The sequence below is a fragment of the Collinsella tanakaei genome (genome assembly GCF_016900375.1).
Classification (GTDB): Bacteria; Actinomycetota; Coriobacteriia; order Coriobacteriales; family Coriobacteriaceae; genus Collinsella.
This window is the reverse complement of record NZ_JACJKB010000001.1, coordinates 37,159-53,225: the sequence shown is the minus strand read 5'-3', so window position 1 is coordinate 53,225 and position 16,067 is coordinate 37,159. Positions and strand designations below refer to the sequence as shown.

Here is a 16,067-nt window from a genome sequence, read left to right as displayed (position 1 = left end):
GCTGAAGGCTAGGAAGTCTCTCCCGGCTTGGCACCGTGCGCCAGCGCCTCCTGGTAGTCGTGCATGGCGGCCAGGCGCTTGGTGGGAAGCAGGCGCTCGAACATCGTGATGCCATGCAGGTGATCGATCTCGTGCTGCAGGCACACGCACATGAGGTCGCCGGAAGCCTCATAGCGAATAAGGTCGGCATTCAGGTCGTACGCCTCGACCACCACGTGATCGGGACGCTCGATCTCGACGTTGATGCCGGGGATCGACAGGCAGCCCTCGTTGAACGGGACCTTCGTGTCCGACGACTCGACGATCACCGGGTTGATGAGCACGTAGGGGTCGTAATCCTTCTCGGAGGTGTACTCCGTGTCGATGACGACGAGCTGGATGAGCTCTCCGACCTGCGGGGCCGCAAGGCCGCAGCCGCCGTTCTCGAACATCTGGCGCTTCATCTGCTCGGCAAGACGCTCGATACGCTCGTCGATCTCCTCGATCTGGGCGCACTCCTGGCGAAGACGGGGATCAGGCGACACGACGATGCCGTTTATCTCCATGGGTGTTCAGCTCCCTTTCTGTATACAAGTCCATCTGCACTATCTTACCCGCAACTACCACAGCAGTGTCGGCAACCCATGTTTTTTGGTACGGAAGCCCGGCCCCTTCGGTGGGCTTGCCCCTCGCCTGGCCCCCGGGCGGCGTGGCCTCTCTGGGGACGTAGCCAACAGGCGCCATGCGATTGAATCGATTCTTTGATTTAGATCTCAGCATGGCATCTGTTGGCTACGTCCCCAGAGAGGCCACGCCGCCCGGGGGCCAGGCAGGCCAAGGGACAGGGCGCCCGACAGGCAGGCAGACCGCGCGTTCAAGACGGCGCTGTTTGCGGCCATTGCGCGAGGCCGATTCGAGAATATATATATTCTCGGCAGCCCGTCAGAGTTTCCGCAGGATTCTATCGCCAACCCTTCCGAGAATATATATATTCTCGGAACCCACCCTACATGTCCGTTTTCATCTCCGTCCTGAAAGTGGACATCACATCATGTCGTAGGCGTCGACGTCTACGCTGACGCTGATGCCGGAGCGGTGCCCGACGTGCGAGACGGCTGCAAAGATCGCCGAGGATACGTCGATCCCGAGCGGCGACTTCACGATGAAATGATGGCGGTACTGGTCCTTGGCGCGCTCGATCACGCAGCTCGTCGGTCCCAGCAGTCGCGCTGGCTCCTCCCCAGGGCTTGCCAGCGCATCCAGCGCCTCGGCGACCTCGCGCGCAAGCGCGCCGATATAGTCCCTCACCGCGCCGTCATCGCGGCCGCGCACCAGCACGTTCGTCAGCCGCACAAAGGGCGGATACAGCGCTTCGGACCGCTCGCGTGCATCGTGCTCCGTAAAGATAGATCGGTCGTGCGCCGCGACGGCACGGATCACAGGATCGCTCGGCAGGTAGGTCTGGATAATCACCCGACCAGGATGCTCGCCGCGCCCAGCACGACCCGCCACCTGCTCGAGAAGGTCGTACGCGCGCTCGGAGGCGCGGAAGTCGGGCATCTTGAGCGCATAGTCGGCGATGACCACGCCCACGAGCGTCACCTCGGGAAAATCGAGGCCCTTGGCGATCATCTGCGTGCCGAGCAGCACCGCACACTCGGCGGCGTCGAACTCCTCGAGAAGCCGCTTATGGGCATCTTTGCCGCGCGTGGAATCGGCATCCATGCGGATAACCTTGACGTGCTCGGGCATAAGCGCCACGAGCGCGTCCTCCACCTGCTGTGTGCCCATACCCATCTTGGCAAGGTAGCGGCTCCCGCACTTGGGGCAGGCGCTGCCCGGCGCGGGATAGGGCCGCACATGATAGCTGGCGCCACAGGTGTGGCACTCGAGCGTATGCGTCCGCTCGTGATAGGTCAGCGCCGTGGAGCAGTGCTTGCAGGTGGGAACGCACCCGCAGTCGCGGCACATGAGGAACGGCGCGAAGCCTCGGCGGTTGTGCAGTAGCACCGCCTTCTCGCGGCGCTCGGCGACCTCCAGCAGCGCATCGCGCAGGGGACGCGAGAAGATGGAGCGCGCGCCGCCGGCGAACTCGCGGCGCAGATCGGCCACGATGACCTCAGGCAGCACGCCTGCGCCCGCGCGCTCGGGCATCTCGACCCGCTGCCAGCGCTGCCCCAGGTACTCCCCTGCCCGGCAGCGCGCAAGCGCCTCGGCAGAGGGCGTGGCAGAACCGAGCACGAGCGGAAACCCGCCGAGACGCGCCATCTGCGCTGCGACCTCGCGCGCATGGTAGCGCGGGCTTTGACCCTGCTTGTACGACTGCTCATGCTCCTCGTCGATCACGATAAGGCCGAGGTCGCGCAGCGGGCAGAAGAGCGCTGAGCGCGCACCCACCACGACGCGGGCGGCACCGCTTCGCACCATATCCCATTGGTCCAAGCGCTCGCCGGCAGAAAGGCGCGAATGGAAGACCGCCACGGCGCCGCCGAAGCGCGAACGGAAGCGGCCCACCGTCTGCGCGGTGAGCGAGATCTCGGGAACGAGCACGCAGGCGGTGCGCCCCTGCGCGAGCACGCGCTCGATGGCGGCGAGGTACACCTCGGTCTTGCCGGATCCGGTCACGCCGTCAACCAGCACGACGGAGCCCTCGCCCGCCTCGGAAGCCGTCTGGATCGCATCGAGGGCGGCTCTCTGCCCTGCCGTCAACCGCTCCGGCGCAGTCCCGCTCGCCGACGACAGCGTGGTCGCATCGTCGACACCGCGCCACGCGCGCCGCTCATCGACGCGCACGATGCCCTTCTTCTCGAGCGCCCGGATAGCCGGCGAAAGGTCGGTATAGAGCACATTGAGCTCGCGGGTGGTCACCGGGCCGCACGCGAGCGCCTCCATGAGCTGGCGCTGGCGCGTCGCCCGCTCGGGCGGCAGATAATCGGCAGCCGCAGGCGTCAGCGACACGACGCGCTCGTGGACCTCGGGCACAGCAGGTCGCTCGAGCACGTACTCCCCCGCATCGTCCTTGCGCAGACGGGGCGTGCCGCCCGGCGGCAGGAAGAGCCGCAGGCACTCGGAGAGCGGTGCCACGTACTCGCGGCTCATCCAATATGAGATCGGCGCGATCAGGTCGGAGCACGACGGCTCGGCCAGAAGCGCGCGAATCGGCTTGATGCGCGCGGGGTCGAGCGCGCGCGCAGACGTTCCTGCGGCAGCATGCTCGGCATCGAGCGACGTTGCCGTCGGAAGATCGCCGGGATGCTCCGCCACCGCGAGCACGTACCCGATCGCCGCGCGATGCCCGAAGGCGACCAGCACGGTGCTTCCGATGGCGACGTCATCGGCCATCGACGCCGGCACGCCGTAGGTGAAGGGATCGGTCAGGGCGCGTGCGGGGATATCGACCGCAACGGACACATAGCAGGCGATGGGAACGGCGGCTGCAGGTGCGCTTGCCGCCCGCGACGAGGACGCGGGCACAGCCGCATCGGCAGTACCCGCGTCACCACGTTGATTCAGTTCGGGAAACAGCGTGGGCTGATCGGCCATGCGAGCAGCCTACGCGCTCAGTCCGCAGGCGGCACGCAGCTCATCCACGCGGTCGCAGCGCTCCCAGGTGAAATCGGCGTCCTCACGGCCGAAGTGGCCGTATGCCGCCGTCTTCTCGAAGATCGGACGGCGCAGGTCGAGGTCACGGATGATGGCACCCGGACGCAGGTCGAAGACCTTCTCGACCGCGGCCTCGATCGCGGGCACCTCCACATGCTCGGTGCCGAAGGTGTCGACCATGAGCGAGAGCGGATGCGCCACGCCGATGGCATAGGCGAGCTGCACCTCGCAACGGTCGGCAAGACCGGCAGCCACGACGTTTTTAGCCACCCAGCGCGCGGCGTAGGCGGCCGAGCGGTCGACCTTCGTGCAGTCCTTGCCGCTGAAGGCGCCGCCGCCGTGACGGCCCATACCGCCGTAGGTGTCGACGATGATCTTACGGCCGGTAAGACCGGTGTCGCCCATGGGGCCGCCCACGACGAAGCGGCCGGTGGGGTTCACGTAGATCGTGGCGTCACGCCAGGCGATGCCCTCGGCGTCCATGACGGGAGCGATCACGTGCTTGATGAGGTCGGCGCTGATCGTGTCCATGGACTCGATCTCGGGCGCGTGCTGCGTGGAGATGACGATGGTCTCGACGGCGACCGGGCGGTCGTCCTCATAGCGCACGGTGACCTGGGTCTTGCCGTCGGGGCGCAGGTACGGCAGCGTGCCGTCGTGGCGCACCTCGGCGAGCTTCTCGGCCAGGCGGCTCGCCAGGTAATGCGGCATGGGCATGAGCGTCGAGGTCTCGTTGGACGCATAGCCGAACATCATGCCCTGGTCGCCCGCGCCGATGAGGTCAAGCGGGTCGACAGCGCCGCGCTGCGCGTTGAAGCTCTGGTCGACGCCCTGCGCGATGTCCGGGCTCTGCTCGTGGATCATGTTGATGACGCCGCAGGTCTCGGAATCGAAGCCGTACTTTGCGCGCGTGTAGCCGATGCGCTCGATGACGCGGCGAGCGATCTTCTGCACGTCGACGTACGCCTGGCAGCGGATCTCACCCGACACGATGACCGAACCGGTGGTGACGAGCGTCTCGCAGGCGCAGCGAACATTTTCGAGTTTGGCCGGAACGCCCTTGTGGTCCACATAGCCCTGGCTCTCGAGCTTGGCCTCCTTGGCGAGGATGGCGTCGAGGACGGCATCGGAGATCTGGTCGGCGATCTTATCGGGATGGCCCTCGGTCACGGACTCAGACGTGAACACGTAGGTACGGGGTTCCTGGGTGGAACGAGGTTGATCTGGCATGGTGCCCCTTTCATCGTAAGGCCCGGCGACCGTTACCATTCCGCCGGGCTCAAGTAACACGCCATTGTATACCGTTAACGAAGCTGCACCGCGCTCAGAGCGCGGACCTCACAAGCGCCACGCAAGAGCCGACATCAGCCGTCTGGGACCTGGTCTCTCTGGGGACGTAGCCGGGAGGTGCCATGCCGGGCTTTTCCCGGTCTGGCACCTCCCAGCTACGTCCCCAGAGAGACCAGTGAGCGCCTTCGGAACGCGTGAGAGCGAAGACTGTGCGCAAAGGGAACGCTTAGACCCTGCAGGACGTTCCCTTTGCGCACAGCCATCGGCTGCAAGCGTTCCGAAAGCGCGCAGTCCGAAGGCGATGTCCGAAAACATCTCCGTCCTGAAAGTGGACAAGGGGCATCTCGGGGTTTTGGCACCTTTTGGCTACGTCCCCAAAGAGGCCATTTAGGCAGGGAGGCGGTGGGGATGGAGGGTGCGGCTTGCGTGGGCGCGCAGGGCGGTAGCTGCGAGGGCAATCACGATGAAGGCGAAGAGCACCGGCAGGGCCAAGACGGCGCGGCTGGCGATGCCGGCGAAGGTGCCGCGCAGCGCGTCGGCGAGCACCGGGACCGGCAGGATGCGGCCGAGGGCGCGCAGGACGCCGAAGGAAAGCGAATCGGGAACGATGCCGCCCGCGCAGGCGATCTGCACGGCAAGCAGGGCCACCGATGCCGGCACGAAGGCGTGGCCGCACCACGAGGCGAGCGCCCGGGCGATGCAGGCGAAGGCAACGGACGCACCGATGACCAAGGCAGTCGTAGCGGCCGCAGACCGCATCTCGACGCCGGCCATAGCAAGGCAGACGAGCGCGACGACACCCTGGACCAAGCCGAACGCGACCGCGCCCGCCACCGGCGCCAGCATGGCAGCGCCAATGCGCCCGGCGGCGATGGCGCGCACGTCGAGCTCCGGCAGAACGCAGGCCGCGAGCATGGCTGCGAGCCAAAGCGCCGAGGCGACGATCGCGGGCGCCACCGACGTGGCCTCGCCCACAGGCTGCGCGCGCGAGGTCTTGAACGTGACAGCACTCGAGGCGACCTCGGCGCGCTCCTCGCGGTCGCCGGCGATTCCGCCGAGCTCCTCGCCCGCATCGGCCACGCTCTCCCCAATCTGCGACGACGCGTCCTTCAGCTGCTCGGCACCCTCGCCCAGCTGCCCAGTTGCATCCGACATGGCGGAGAGCCCCGCACTCAGACCGGAAGCGCCCTCGACGACGCCATCCAGCGCCGTCGCCAGGGTGGCGTTGCCCGCAGCAAGCTGATCGGTCGCCTCGGCAAGCGGCGTCAAGGCCTGGCCGAGCGCCGACGCGCCCGTGGACAGGGCCGTCACGCCGCTGCCGACTGCCCCGGTGGACGAGAGCTGCCCGGCAAGCGCTGAGATGCCCTGACCGAGCGAGACCGTCGTGTCGGCAAGGCCGGCCACGTACCCGTCGGATCCGGGCTCGCCCACGCCGGCAAGCGTCGCCTGCGCGGTGGCGACGCCGCGCGCGATGCTGCCGGCCGACGTCGCAGCCGACGTCGTGGCCTCGACGAGACCCTGAACCGGATCGCTCACGCCCGTCGCCGCGCCGGCAAGCTCCCCGGACGCCGCCGCGAGCTCATCGTTGGCCTCGACCGCCGAGCCAAGCGCATCGGATGCGCCGGCAGCGCTCTCGCTCAGCTGTGCTGCCGTCGCCGCGCCAGACACGACGCGCTCCTGCAGCTGCTGGCGCTCGGCATCGACCTGCGCGATCTGCCCATCGAGCTCCTCCACGCGCGCGGCGCGATTCTCGGCGGTGAGCTCGACATCGAGAGCGACCTCACGCAGCTGGGAGGTCAGCTCCGCATCGCGCGCGTCGAGCGCCGTGAGCTGCTGGGCGATACCGGGAGCCTGCTCGTCGTCGGACGAGAGCTCCCCCGCAAGAGCCGCCGCCTGGTCGCGCACCGCACCGACCGCCTCGGAGGCACCGGTTGCACCGGCCGCCACGGTTCCGGCAGCCTCGGTCGCTGAGGCCAAGGGCGCCGTCACACCCTCGAGGGCCGTCGAGAGCGACGCCCCCTGCTGGGCGATCTGGCCGGCGGAGGCCCCGAGCGCGGCGATGTCCTCCATGTTCTGGGACAGCGTATCGGCGACGCCATCGAGCGCCTCGCCGACCTGCTCGACACCTGACCCCATGGCGCCCGCGGTCTCGGAAACCGTGTCGAGACCGGAGGCGAGCGCCTCGGCGCCCTGCGCAAGCGGGGCCGCCGCCTGGTCGCGGATGGCGGCGATGCCCTGCCCGAGCGCCTCCGCACCCGCGCTCGCGGCATCGGCGCCCTCGGCGATCTGCCCCAGGCCGGAGCCGAGCTGATCGGTGCCCGAGGCCGTCTCGTCCAGTCCCGTAGCGATGGCATCGGCGCCCTCGATCATGGCGTTGTAGCCCGATTCGAGCATCGTGGAGCCGTCGGAGGTAAGCGTGAGCGAGGTCGCCTGCTGCTGCACGTCGGTCAGCACCGACACCAGATACTGCTCGCCCACCTCGGAACGAAGGCGCGCCTGAAGCTGCTTGAGCGCCGCGGAGCCGGCGCTTGTCGCCAGCACGTTCTGACCGCCGCTCGAGACGATCTCGACCGTCGCCTTTCGCGGCGAGCTGCCCGAAAGGCTCGCGATGCACGAGGAGTAGTCGGCAGGGATCTTGATCGCAAGCGCGTAGGTGCCGTCCTCAAGGCCGGCGTCGGCAGCTTCCTCGTCGACCTCGCTCCACAGAAGCTCGGTGGTGTCGCCCAGCGATTCCACGAGGTCATCGCCCTTGTGCACTCTGCCGCCGCTCTCGGTCGTCGCGCCCTCGTCGAGGTTGACCACGGCCACGGGCACAGCGCCCGATCCGCCCACCGCAGGCGCCAGCGCCCAGATGAGCAGAACCATGAGCACGATGGGGACGATGAGCGCGATCGCGATGCCCCGCGCACCGCGCGAGCGGGCAGCAGAGGACAGCGCCAGGTGTATCGATTCGAAGATGCCACTCATGCGGCACCGACCTCCTCGGAAGAAGCCGCCATCTGGCAGGCAAGCGCCTCGGCAGCAGGGATATCGAGGGCTACCGCCGCATCTGCCGCGCAGGCGACGGCGGGCTCGCGCGTCGCGACCACGACGCAGATGCGATGCGCACGGGCATAGCGCTGCGCAAGCGTTACGACCAGACGGGCATCCCGCGTGGAAAGGCCATCGGCAAAGGGGTCATCGAGGTCGAGCGCGGCAACGCGCACCCCGCCGGCGCATGCGAGGGCGGCTGACAGCCGAGCTCGGGCCGCGGGCGCAAGCATGTCCACACGCTGCTCGGCCTGGGTGGCGAGCCCGAATTCGGCAAGGTACTCGAGCACATCGACGCCTGCGGCGCGCCGCAGGCGCAACTCGTGCCCGACGCACTCCTCGACGGTGAGCGACCCGTCCGCATCGACAAGACCGCTGAACACGCCGACCCCGGCGATGCCGGCGGCAAGGCGCGCTCGCCCGGCAACATCGATGCCGGCAACGCTCAGCGTACCTGCGGTGGGTCGCACCAGCCCGGCGCAGGCAAGGGCCAGGTCGCGAGCGGCAACACGGTCGGTGCCAAACAGGGCGAGCACCTCGCCGGCCCGCGCAGAGAAGCTGGCGAATTCAAACGAACGGTAGCCGCGCACGCAATAGGCGGCATCGTGGGCAACGACGAGCGCATCTCCCGCAGCATCGTTTTCATCCACGGCGGTTCGTGCGAACGGATCGTCTGCGAACATCTCGCCATCTCCCCTGTCTATCCAGAAGCCAACGCATACATACATACCCGAATGGTACCGCTTCAACCTCGCTTGAGCCTTAAGCAACCGGCAGCGATTCCGAACAAGCGGGCACCGCGGCCTCAAAAGGGACGGCACGCACATGGGAAGGCAGCTTAACGGCCCCGCAGGACAGGGGCCCGAGTTTGGGCATCTCCTACAAATCGCGCGGCACGACCCCGCGCAGCGCGCCGTGCCATATAATGCAGGACGATTATGTATACACCTATCAGAGGAGCATCCATGAGCTCAAACGTCCGCGTGCGCTTCGCGCCCTCGCCCACCGGCAAGCTGCATATCGGCGGCGCCCGCACGGCCATCTACAACTGGGCCTTCGCCCGCGCCATGGGCGGCACGTTCATCCTGCGCATCGACGACACCGACCCCACCCGCTCCACCGAGGAGAACACCCAGGTGATCCTGCGCGCCATGCGCTGGCTCGGCCTCGATTGGGACGAGGGTCCCGAGGTCGGCGGCGACTATGGCCCCTACGCCCAGACCGAGCGCCTGGACCTCTACCGCGAGGCCGCCGAGCGCCTGCTCGCCGAGGGCAAGGCCTACCCCTGCTTCTGCACGCCCGAGCAGCTTGAGGCCGACCGCAAGGCCGCCCAGGAGCGCAAGGACCCCTTCCAGGGCTACCAGCGCCGCTGCCGAGACATCGATCCCGCCGAGGCCCGCGCCCGCATGGATGCCGGCGAGCCCTACACCCTGCGCATCAAGGTGCCCGAGGGCCGCGGCGACGTCGTGATCGACGACGCCGTGCACGGCAAGGTCGTCTTCGACGCCAAGGAGCTCGACGATTTCGTGATCTTCCGCTCCGACGGCACGCCGACCTACAACTTCGCCACCGTGGTGGACGACGCGCTCATGGGCATCACCCATGTCATCCGCGGCGACGACCACCTGTCCAACACCCCGCGCCAGGTCATGGTCTACGAGGCCCTGGGCGCACCCGTGCCCACGTTCGCGCACATCTCGATGATTCTCGGCGCCGACGGCAAGAAGCTCTCCAAGCGCCACGGCGCGACCTCCGTCGAGGAGTACCGCGATGCCGGCTACCTGTCCGACGCCTTCGTGAACTACCTGGCGCTGCTCGGCTGGTCGCTCGACGGCGAGACCACCGTCATCCCGCGCGACGTTCTCGCACGCGAGTTCTCGCTCGAGCGCATCTCCAAGAACCCGGCGACCTTCGACCCCAAGAAGCTCGACTGGATGAACGCCGAGTACATCAACGCCATGGACGACGCCACCTTCACCGACCAGATCATGCTGCCGCAGCTCGAGGCCGCGGGAATCTCCGCCGTGCGTGCCGAGCACGACGACGTCTGGTGGAACCTGCTCGCGAGCATCGTGCGCCCGCGCACCAAGATGCCCGCCGACGCCGCTTCCGTGGCCGCCCCCGTGTTCGCCACAGCGGCGACCCTCGCCTACGACGAAAAGTCCGTGGCCAAGGGCCTCGCCAAGGAGGGCATGGGCACGATCCTCGACGCCGCGCGCGTGGCGCTCGGCACGCTGCCTGCCGACGAGTGGAAGGCCGCGGCCATCGACGCCGCCTTGGAGCCGCTGCCCGAGGCCCTCGATGCCAAGAAGCGCATCGTGTTCCAGGCCATCCGCGTCGCCGAGTGCGGCAACATGGTGAGCCCGCCGCTCGGCGAGACCATGGAGCTCATCGGCCGCGACGACTGCCTCGCCCGCATCGACCGCGCACGCGAGATGGCGCTGTAGCGGCCAAAACAAGCGGTACCACCTCGACGTTTCCCATGGAGCGATAATGGCTGGAAAACCCCAGACTCTGGCTACGACCTCGGCCTTCGAGATCTTGGGCCCCATCATGGTCGGCCCCTCGTCCTCCCATACCGCAGGCGCCCTGCGCTGCGCGAACGTTGCCGCCTCGCTGCTCGAGGGCACAGTTCGCCGCGTGCGCTTCACACTGTGGAACAGCTTTGCGCACACCTACCGAGGGCACGGCACCGACCGCGCCCTCGTGGCGGGCATCCTCGGCCTCGATACCGACGACGAGCGCATCCGCGACGCCTTCGACCTCGCTGCCGCCCGTGGCCTCGAGTTCGAGTTCGTCATCGGCGGCGATGACGCGAGCCTGCACCCCAACACCGTCGACATCGAGATGGATGCCGAAGGGGGCAAGCACGCCACCGCCCGTGGCGAGAGCCTCGGCGGCGGCCGCGTGCGCATCTCGCGCATCAACGGCGTGGGCGTCGACATCACGGGCGCCTACAGCACGCTGTTCGTCGCCCACCGCGACGCCCCTGGCGCGCTTGCCGCCCTCACGGGCCTGCTTGCCGAGCACAAGGTCAACATCGCGTTTTGCCGCACCTACCGCACCGAGGCGGGCGGACAGGCGTATTCGGTATTCGAGACCGACAGCGCGCCCGGCAAGGACGTCCTTCCTGCCATCCGCGCCCTCGACCTCGTGGATAACGCGACGTTCATCGAGCTTCCCGGATCCGCCTCGTCGCTCGCCCCCGGCGTGTCCACGCCGGAGCTGTTCGACGACGGCGCGCAGCTGCTCGACGCCTGCGAGCGCTTCGGCATGAACATCGGTGCCGTCATGGCTGTCCGCGAGGCGCACCTCATCGGCGAGGACGCCTGCGTGGCGTCGATGCGCCGCGTGCTCGACGTCATGCGCGACGAGACCACCTCCCCCATCCGCCAGCCGAGCCGCTCGCTCGGCGGCTTCATCGGCGGCGAGGCGCGCGAGATCGCCCTGAACGGAGCCGGCCGCCTGTCTGCCGCCCTCATGGGCGAGGTCCAGACCATGGCCGTCGCACGCGCCATGGCGGTGCTCGAGCGCAGCGCGAGCATGGGCGTCATCGTGGCCGCCCCCACGGCGGGCTCCGCCGGCGTCGTTCCCAGCTGCATCCTCTCCGAGGCCGAGCACCTGGGGCTCGACGACCACGAGATCATGGACGCCCTGTACTGCGCCGCCGCGATCGGCCTCAACCTGTCCACCTCGGCCTGCGTCGCCGGTGCCGAAGGCGGCTGCCAGGCGGAGGTCGGCAGCGCCGCCGCCATGGCCGCGGCCGCGCTCGTCCAGATGCTCGGCGGCACCCCCGCCTGCGCCCTCGACGCCGCGTCCATCGCGCTGTCGAACCTGCTGGGCCTTGTCTGCGATCCCGTGGGCGGTCTTGTTGAGGTCCCCTGCCAGAACCGCAACGCCATCGGCGTGGCGGCGGCGTTCTCCTCCGCCCAGCTCGCGCTCTCCGGCGTGCACAACCTCGTGCCCTTCGACGAGATGGCCAAGGTCATGCTCGCCGTCGGCCATGCCCTGCCCTCGAGCCTGCGCGAGACGGCCAAGGGCGGCATCGCCCAGGCGCCGAGCGCGCTCGCTGCCTGCCGAAGCTGCGGCATCTGCGGATAAGCGCTCGAAAACCCAAAGCGTTCAGGCGGCCCCGAGGCGATACGCCTCGGGGCCGCCCTCTGTTGAGATGTGCAAACGTTGATGAAATGCAGGGAAATTGCGAACGTAGGGTCAAATCCCTGTGGAACCGACCTGCCGGCCCTGCGAGTCCCCGCCTGAGCAGGTATAATCGGCGCGCATGAGACCTACTCGGGACAGACGTCCCGTCACAGCGATCACGAGGATATGACCGAACATGGATAACGCCCCCAACCGCGCCGGCTCGGCCGGGACCGACCCGCTTGCGCCTGTCACGCCCGCGCAGATGGCCGCGAGCCGTGCCCAGCGCACGGCGCAGCCGACCGTGCCGACCCCTGCTGCCGCGACTCAGCGGTCTGCCGCATCGGCCGACGTCACCGCTTCCCAGCAGCCGCTTCCCCAGACCCAGCAGCCGACCCAGGCGATGCCCTCCGTGCGCACGCCTGAGCGCCGCGGCCCCATCCAGACGACCTTCGTGCCGGGCAACTCCGAGCTCGACGCCGCCATCACCGGCACGTTCGAGCCGCTCGGCGACGATTCCGAGAAGCCCCGCCGCAGCCATCGTGCCATCTTCATCGGCCTGGGAGTCGCCGTCGGCGTGCTCGCGATCGCGTACGCCGCGGGCGTCTTCGTGTTCTCGGGCAAGTACTATCCCGGAACGAAGATCGGCGGCATCGACGTCTCGATGAACGACGCCGCGACCGCCGCCCAGCTCGTCGAGAACTCCGTGGGCAGCTACTCGCTTTCCGTCTCCGGCCTGGGCTTCACCTGGGACTACACGCCCGAGCCCGGCACGTTCTCCGTCGATGCCGATGCGGAGGCCGAGGCCGTGCTCGCTGCCAACGAGCCCCTGCTCTGGCCCATCAAGCTCATTTCCGGCATGACCGGAAACGATACGGAAGAGACCGCTGACGACGAGGGCGCAGCCTTTGTCGTGACCTACGACGAGGCCGGCCTCGAGGCGGGTCTCGGCGCCGCCATCGACGAGTTCAACGCCAGCCGCCCGGGCACCTTCGATACCGCCGGCGCCTTCGACGAGGCGACCGGTCAGTTCAGCGTCGAGAAGGCCCGCTCCAACCAGCGCCTCTCGCGCGACGCGATCATCGCCGCCGTCAAGGATGCCGTCTCCCGCGCCGAGATGACCGTCGAGCTCGACGACTCCATGTACGAGCCCCTGGCGGGCGGCGCCACCGACGAGCAGCTGCAGGCAGCCTGCGACGCCGCGAACGAGATCATCGGCGTGAACGTCACGCTCAAGTACGGCGACACGCCCATCGCCACGCTTGACGGCAAGACCATGACCCAATGGATCACCTTCGACGAGGCGCTCAACCCCATCCTGAACTCCGACGGCCTTTCCGGCTGGATCCGCGACCTTGCGGTGAACGCGCTGGATACCGTGGGCACCGAGCGCACCTGGACCCGCGCCGACGGCAAGCAGTGCACCGTGTCGGGCGGCACCTACGGCTGGGTGAGCGACGAGGCCGCACTGGCGCAGCTCATCCAGGATGCCGTGGCCAACAAGCAGACCGGCGACATCCAGGTTCCCACGAAGCAGACCGCCGACGTGTACCACGGCATGGGCCAGCGCGACTGGGCGTCCTATGTGGATATCGACCTCACCGAGCAGTGGGCTCGCTACTACGACGCCAACGACAACGTGATCTGGGAGTCCGGCTGCATCACGGGCAGCCCGATCGACAACAACTACACGCCGACGGGCATCTACTTCCTGAACAGCAACAACGGCGGCGCGACCCTGACCGGTGCCGACGAGGACGGCGATGGCGAGCCCGACTACCGCACGCCGGTCAACTACTGGATGCCCTTCATCGGCGGCGCCGTCGGCCTGCACGATGCCGACTGGCAGGCGTCCTCGAGCTTCGGCGACCCCACCGCCTACCAGTGGACCGGCAGCCACGGCTGCGTGAATCTGCCGCCCGAGAAGGCCGCCGAGCTGAGCAGCATCATCACGGTGGGCACCTGCGTCATCACGCACTACTAGGCATCCAAGGTGACAGTTCCGTCATAGTCCGCATCAGGCGGGGGAGGTTTTCGCCTCCCCCGCCTTTTCGTGCCACAATGGTCTTTGGAAATCCGAAACCGCTAAGGACCTTCATGACCGCACGCATCCTCCTTGTCGAAGACGACCCGCTTATCATCGGTGCCCTGACCGAGCTTCTGGCCTCGGAAGGGTACGCCGTCGACGCTGTCCGCACGCAGGCCGAGGCCATCGCGCGCATCGGTTCCTCATCAGGCGCCTTCGGCTACCAGCTCGCGCTGCTCGACATCTCCCTTGCCCAGGGCAACGGCTTTGCCGTCTGCGCGGCCATCAAGCAGGCGCACCCAGACGTTCCCGTGATCTTCCTGACCGCGTCTGACGACGAGATCAACACGGTCACCGGCCTCAACATAGGAGCCGACGACTATGTGGCGAAACCGTTCCGTCCGCGCGAGCTCATGGCGCGCATCGGTGCGGCGCTACGCCGCAGTCAGCCTGCGCACCGCACCGTGAGACTCGGGTCCATCGTGATCGACCCCGACCGAGCCCATGTCGAGCGAAACGGCGTCGAGCTTGTGCTCTCGGCGCTCGAGTACCGCCTGCTTCTGCTGTTCGCCCGAAACCCCGGCAAGCTCATCACCCGCGAGGCCATCCGCGATGCGCTGTGGGACGATGCCGGCGCCTATATCGAGGAGAACACGCTGTCGGTCTATATCAAGCGGCTGCGCAACAAGATCGAAGACGACCCGTCGGCCCCGCAGCTCATCGAAACCGTGCGCGGCCTCGGCTACCGCTCGCGCGGATAAGGAGGACGCATGCTGCTGCGCAACCGCGAACTCATGCTGCTGGTTTGCACCTACGTCGGCGCCACGCTTTTGATCGCGCTTGCGTCGTGCGCGCTCTCGGGATCAGCCGCCTGCTTTTGGGTCATAAGCACCGCCTGCATCCTCGGCATCGTCGTGGCGCTGTTCACGCGGGCGCGCTACCGGGCGATTGCTCTTCTTGCGGCACAGCTCGACGAATGCCTCTTTGCCGAGCGCCCCGCCCTCCTCGACGGCGCGCGCGAGGGCGAGCTTGCGATCCTGACCAACGAGATCGCAAAGCTCCTGCAGAAGCTCGCCATCAGTGTGGACCAGCTCGAGCGCGACCGGAGCCTGCTCGCCGACTCCCTGGCAGACATATCGCATCAGCTGAAGACGCCGCTGACCTCCCTCGGCCTTACCACCGAGCTGCTACGCAAGCAGATCGGCGGTCTTGATGGCTTGGCTGCCGACGCGCGTCGCGACGCCCTGGCGAGGGTGCGCACCATCGAGCGGCTGCAGAACCAGGTGATGTGGCTCGTGTCGTCGCTGCTCAAGCTCGCGCGCGTCGATGCCGGCGCGATCAAGCTGCTGCACGCACCCGTTGACGCCGAGAAGCTTGTCGAGGAGGCATACGGCCCTCTCGCCATCGCCTTCGATATCGCCGACGTCACGTTTGTCCGCACGATCCAACCAGGCAGCACGTTTACCGGCGACCAGAGCTGGACCGCCGAGGCCCTGCGCAACGTGCTGAAGAACTGCCTTGAGCACACCCCTGCGGGCGGCATCGTCTCCGTGCGGGTGCAGGAAGACGCCCTAGCGTTCCGCATCGTCGTGACCGATACCGGCCCCGGCATCGCTGCAGCCGACCTCCCCCATATCTTCGAGCGCTTCTACCGTGGAGCCGACCGAACCGATGAAGCCGATGGCGTCGAGCCCCAGGGCGTGGGCATCGGCCTCGCCCTCGCGAAGAGCCTCATCACCGCACAGGACGGCCGCATTCGGGCATCGAACGTCACCGACGAGACGGGCGCGACTGTCGGGGCACGCTTCGAGATCGCCTTCTTCAAGACGGCGGTGTAACGACGCGGGCCTACCCGCGCGCAATGGCACTCGAAAATCAGACGGCAAAGATTCCCGCCGCACCTCGTTTTCGCCGCGTGACAGAAGTGTCACGCGGCGGTCATCCAGCCGCAAGGCCGCCTCGCCAGTATGGTAGATGACGTATCGGCTAACGAAAGGCC

At 67.8% G+C, this 16,067-nt stretch carries 10 protein-coding genes; 5 read left to right on the top strand and 5 right to left on the bottom strand.

The window, feature by feature from the left end:
• Positions 1–8: 8 nt before the first annotated feature.
• The 5 genes from def to H6A16_RS00185 all read right to left on the bottom strand — a co-directional run bounded on the left by def (position 9) and on the right by H6A16_RS00185 (position 8,585).
• On the bottom strand, positions 9–545 hold the full coding sequence (gene def, locus H6A16_RS00205; protein ID WP_204615134.1) for a peptide deformylase: 537 nt from the start codon (positions 543–545) through the stop codon (positions 9–11).
• Positions 546–1,023: 478 nt separating this feature from the next.
• A complete protein-coding gene (gene priA / locus H6A16_RS00200; RefSeq protein ID WP_204615133.1) occupies positions 1,024–3,522 on the bottom strand; it encodes a replication restart helicase PriA in 2,499 nt (832 codons plus the stop codon).
• A gap of 9 nt (positions 3,523–3,531) precedes the next feature.
• Positions 3,532–4,812 carry a methionine adenosyltransferase gene (metK, locus tag H6A16_RS00195; RefSeq protein WP_204615132.1) on the bottom strand — a complete coding sequence of 427 codons (1,281 nt, stop codon included), beginning with the start codon at positions 4,810–4,812 and terminating at the stop codon, positions 3,532–3,534.
• Positions 4,813–5,259: 447 nt separating this feature from the next.
• Entirely contained in the window at positions 5,260–7,839 is a 2,580-nt protein-coding gene (locus tag H6A16_RS00190) for a YhgE/Pip family protein (protein WP_204615131.1), read from the bottom strand.
• On the bottom strand, positions 7,836–8,585 hold the full coding sequence (locus tag H6A16_RS00185) for a hypothetical protein (protein WP_204615130.1): 750 nt from the start codon (positions 8,583–8,585) through the stop codon (positions 7,836–7,838). The genes H6A16_RS00190 and H6A16_RS00185 overlap by 4 nt, the downstream gene beginning before the upstream one ends.
• 282 nt (positions 8,586–8,867) lie before the next feature.
• Here H6A16_RS00185 and gltX point away from each other — a divergent pair, with 282 nt between their 5' ends.
• From gltX to H6A16_RS00160, 5 genes are all read left to right on the top strand, one after another.
• Positions 8,868–10,349, top strand: a complete 1,482-nt coding sequence (gene gltX / locus H6A16_RS00180) for a glutamate--tRNA ligase (RefSeq protein WP_204615128.1) — start codon at positions 8,868–8,870, stop codon at positions 10,347–10,349.
• A gap of 46 nt (positions 10,350–10,395) precedes the next feature.
• On the top strand, positions 10,396–12,003 hold the full coding sequence (gene sdaAB, locus H6A16_RS00175) for an L-serine ammonia-lyase, iron-sulfur-dependent subunit beta (RefSeq protein ID WP_204615125.1): 1,608 nt from the start codon (positions 10,396–10,398) through the stop codon (positions 12,001–12,003).
• A gap of 235 nt (positions 12,004–12,238) precedes the next feature.
• Positions 12,239–14,026, top strand: a complete 1,788-nt coding sequence (locus H6A16_RS00170) for a L,D-transpeptidase (RefSeq protein ID WP_204615123.1) — start codon at positions 12,239–12,241, stop codon at positions 14,024–14,026.
• Positions 14,027–14,139: 113 nt separating this feature from the next.
• Positions 14,140–14,829 carry a response regulator transcription factor gene (locus H6A16_RS00165; protein WP_204615121.1) on the top strand — a complete coding sequence of 230 codons (690 nt, stop codon included), beginning with the start codon at positions 14,140–14,142 and terminating at the stop codon, positions 14,827–14,829.
• Positions 14,830–14,838: 9 nt separating this feature from the next.
• The gene (locus H6A16_RS00160) at positions 14,839–15,906 is read left to right on the top strand and encodes a sensor histidine kinase (RefSeq protein ID WP_204615119.1); all 1,068 of its coding nucleotides are present in this window, start codon (positions 14,839–14,841) and stop codon (positions 15,904–15,906) included.
• Positions 15,907–16,067: the final 161 nt, after the last annotated feature.

What these genes read in the sequence shown, in the direction of transcription:
- def (WP_204615134.1), bottom strand. Translation starts at nt 545, where the DNA reads ATGGAGATAAACGGCATCGTCGTGTCGCCTGATCCCCGTCTTCGCCAG.
- priA (WP_204615133.1), bottom strand. Translation starts at nt 3,522, where the DNA reads ATGGCCGATCAGCCCACGCTGTTTCCCGAACTGAATCAACGTGGTGAC.
- metK (WP_204615132.1), bottom strand. Translation starts at nt 4,812, where the DNA reads ATGCCAGATCAACCTCGTTCCACCCAGGAACCCCGTACCTACGTGTTC.
- H6A16_RS00190 (WP_204615131.1), bottom strand. Translation starts at nt 7,839, where the DNA reads ATGAGTGGCATCTTCGAATCGATACACCTGGCGCTGTCCTCTGCTGCC.
- H6A16_RS00185 (WP_204615130.1), bottom strand. Translation starts at nt 8,585, where the DNA reads ATGTTCGCAGACGATCCGTTCGCACGAACCGCCGTGGATGAAAACGAT.
- gltX (WP_204615128.1), top strand. Translation starts at nt 8,868, where the DNA reads ATGAGCTCAAACGTCCGCGTGCGCTTCGCGCCCTCGCCCACCGGCAAG.
- sdaAB (WP_204615125.1), top strand. Translation starts at nt 10,396, where the DNA reads ATGGCTGGAAAACCCCAGACTCTGGCTACGACCTCGGCCTTCGAGATC.
- H6A16_RS00170 (WP_204615123.1), top strand. Translation starts at nt 12,239, where the DNA reads ATGGATAACGCCCCCAACCGCGCCGGCTCGGCCGGGACCGACCCGCTT.
- H6A16_RS00165 (WP_204615121.1), top strand. Translation starts at nt 14,140, where the DNA reads ATGACCGCACGCATCCTCCTTGTCGAAGACGACCCGCTTATCATCGGT.
- H6A16_RS00160 (WP_204615119.1), top strand. Translation starts at nt 14,839, where the DNA reads ATGCTGCTGCGCAACCGCGAACTCATGCTGCTGGTTTGCACCTACGTC.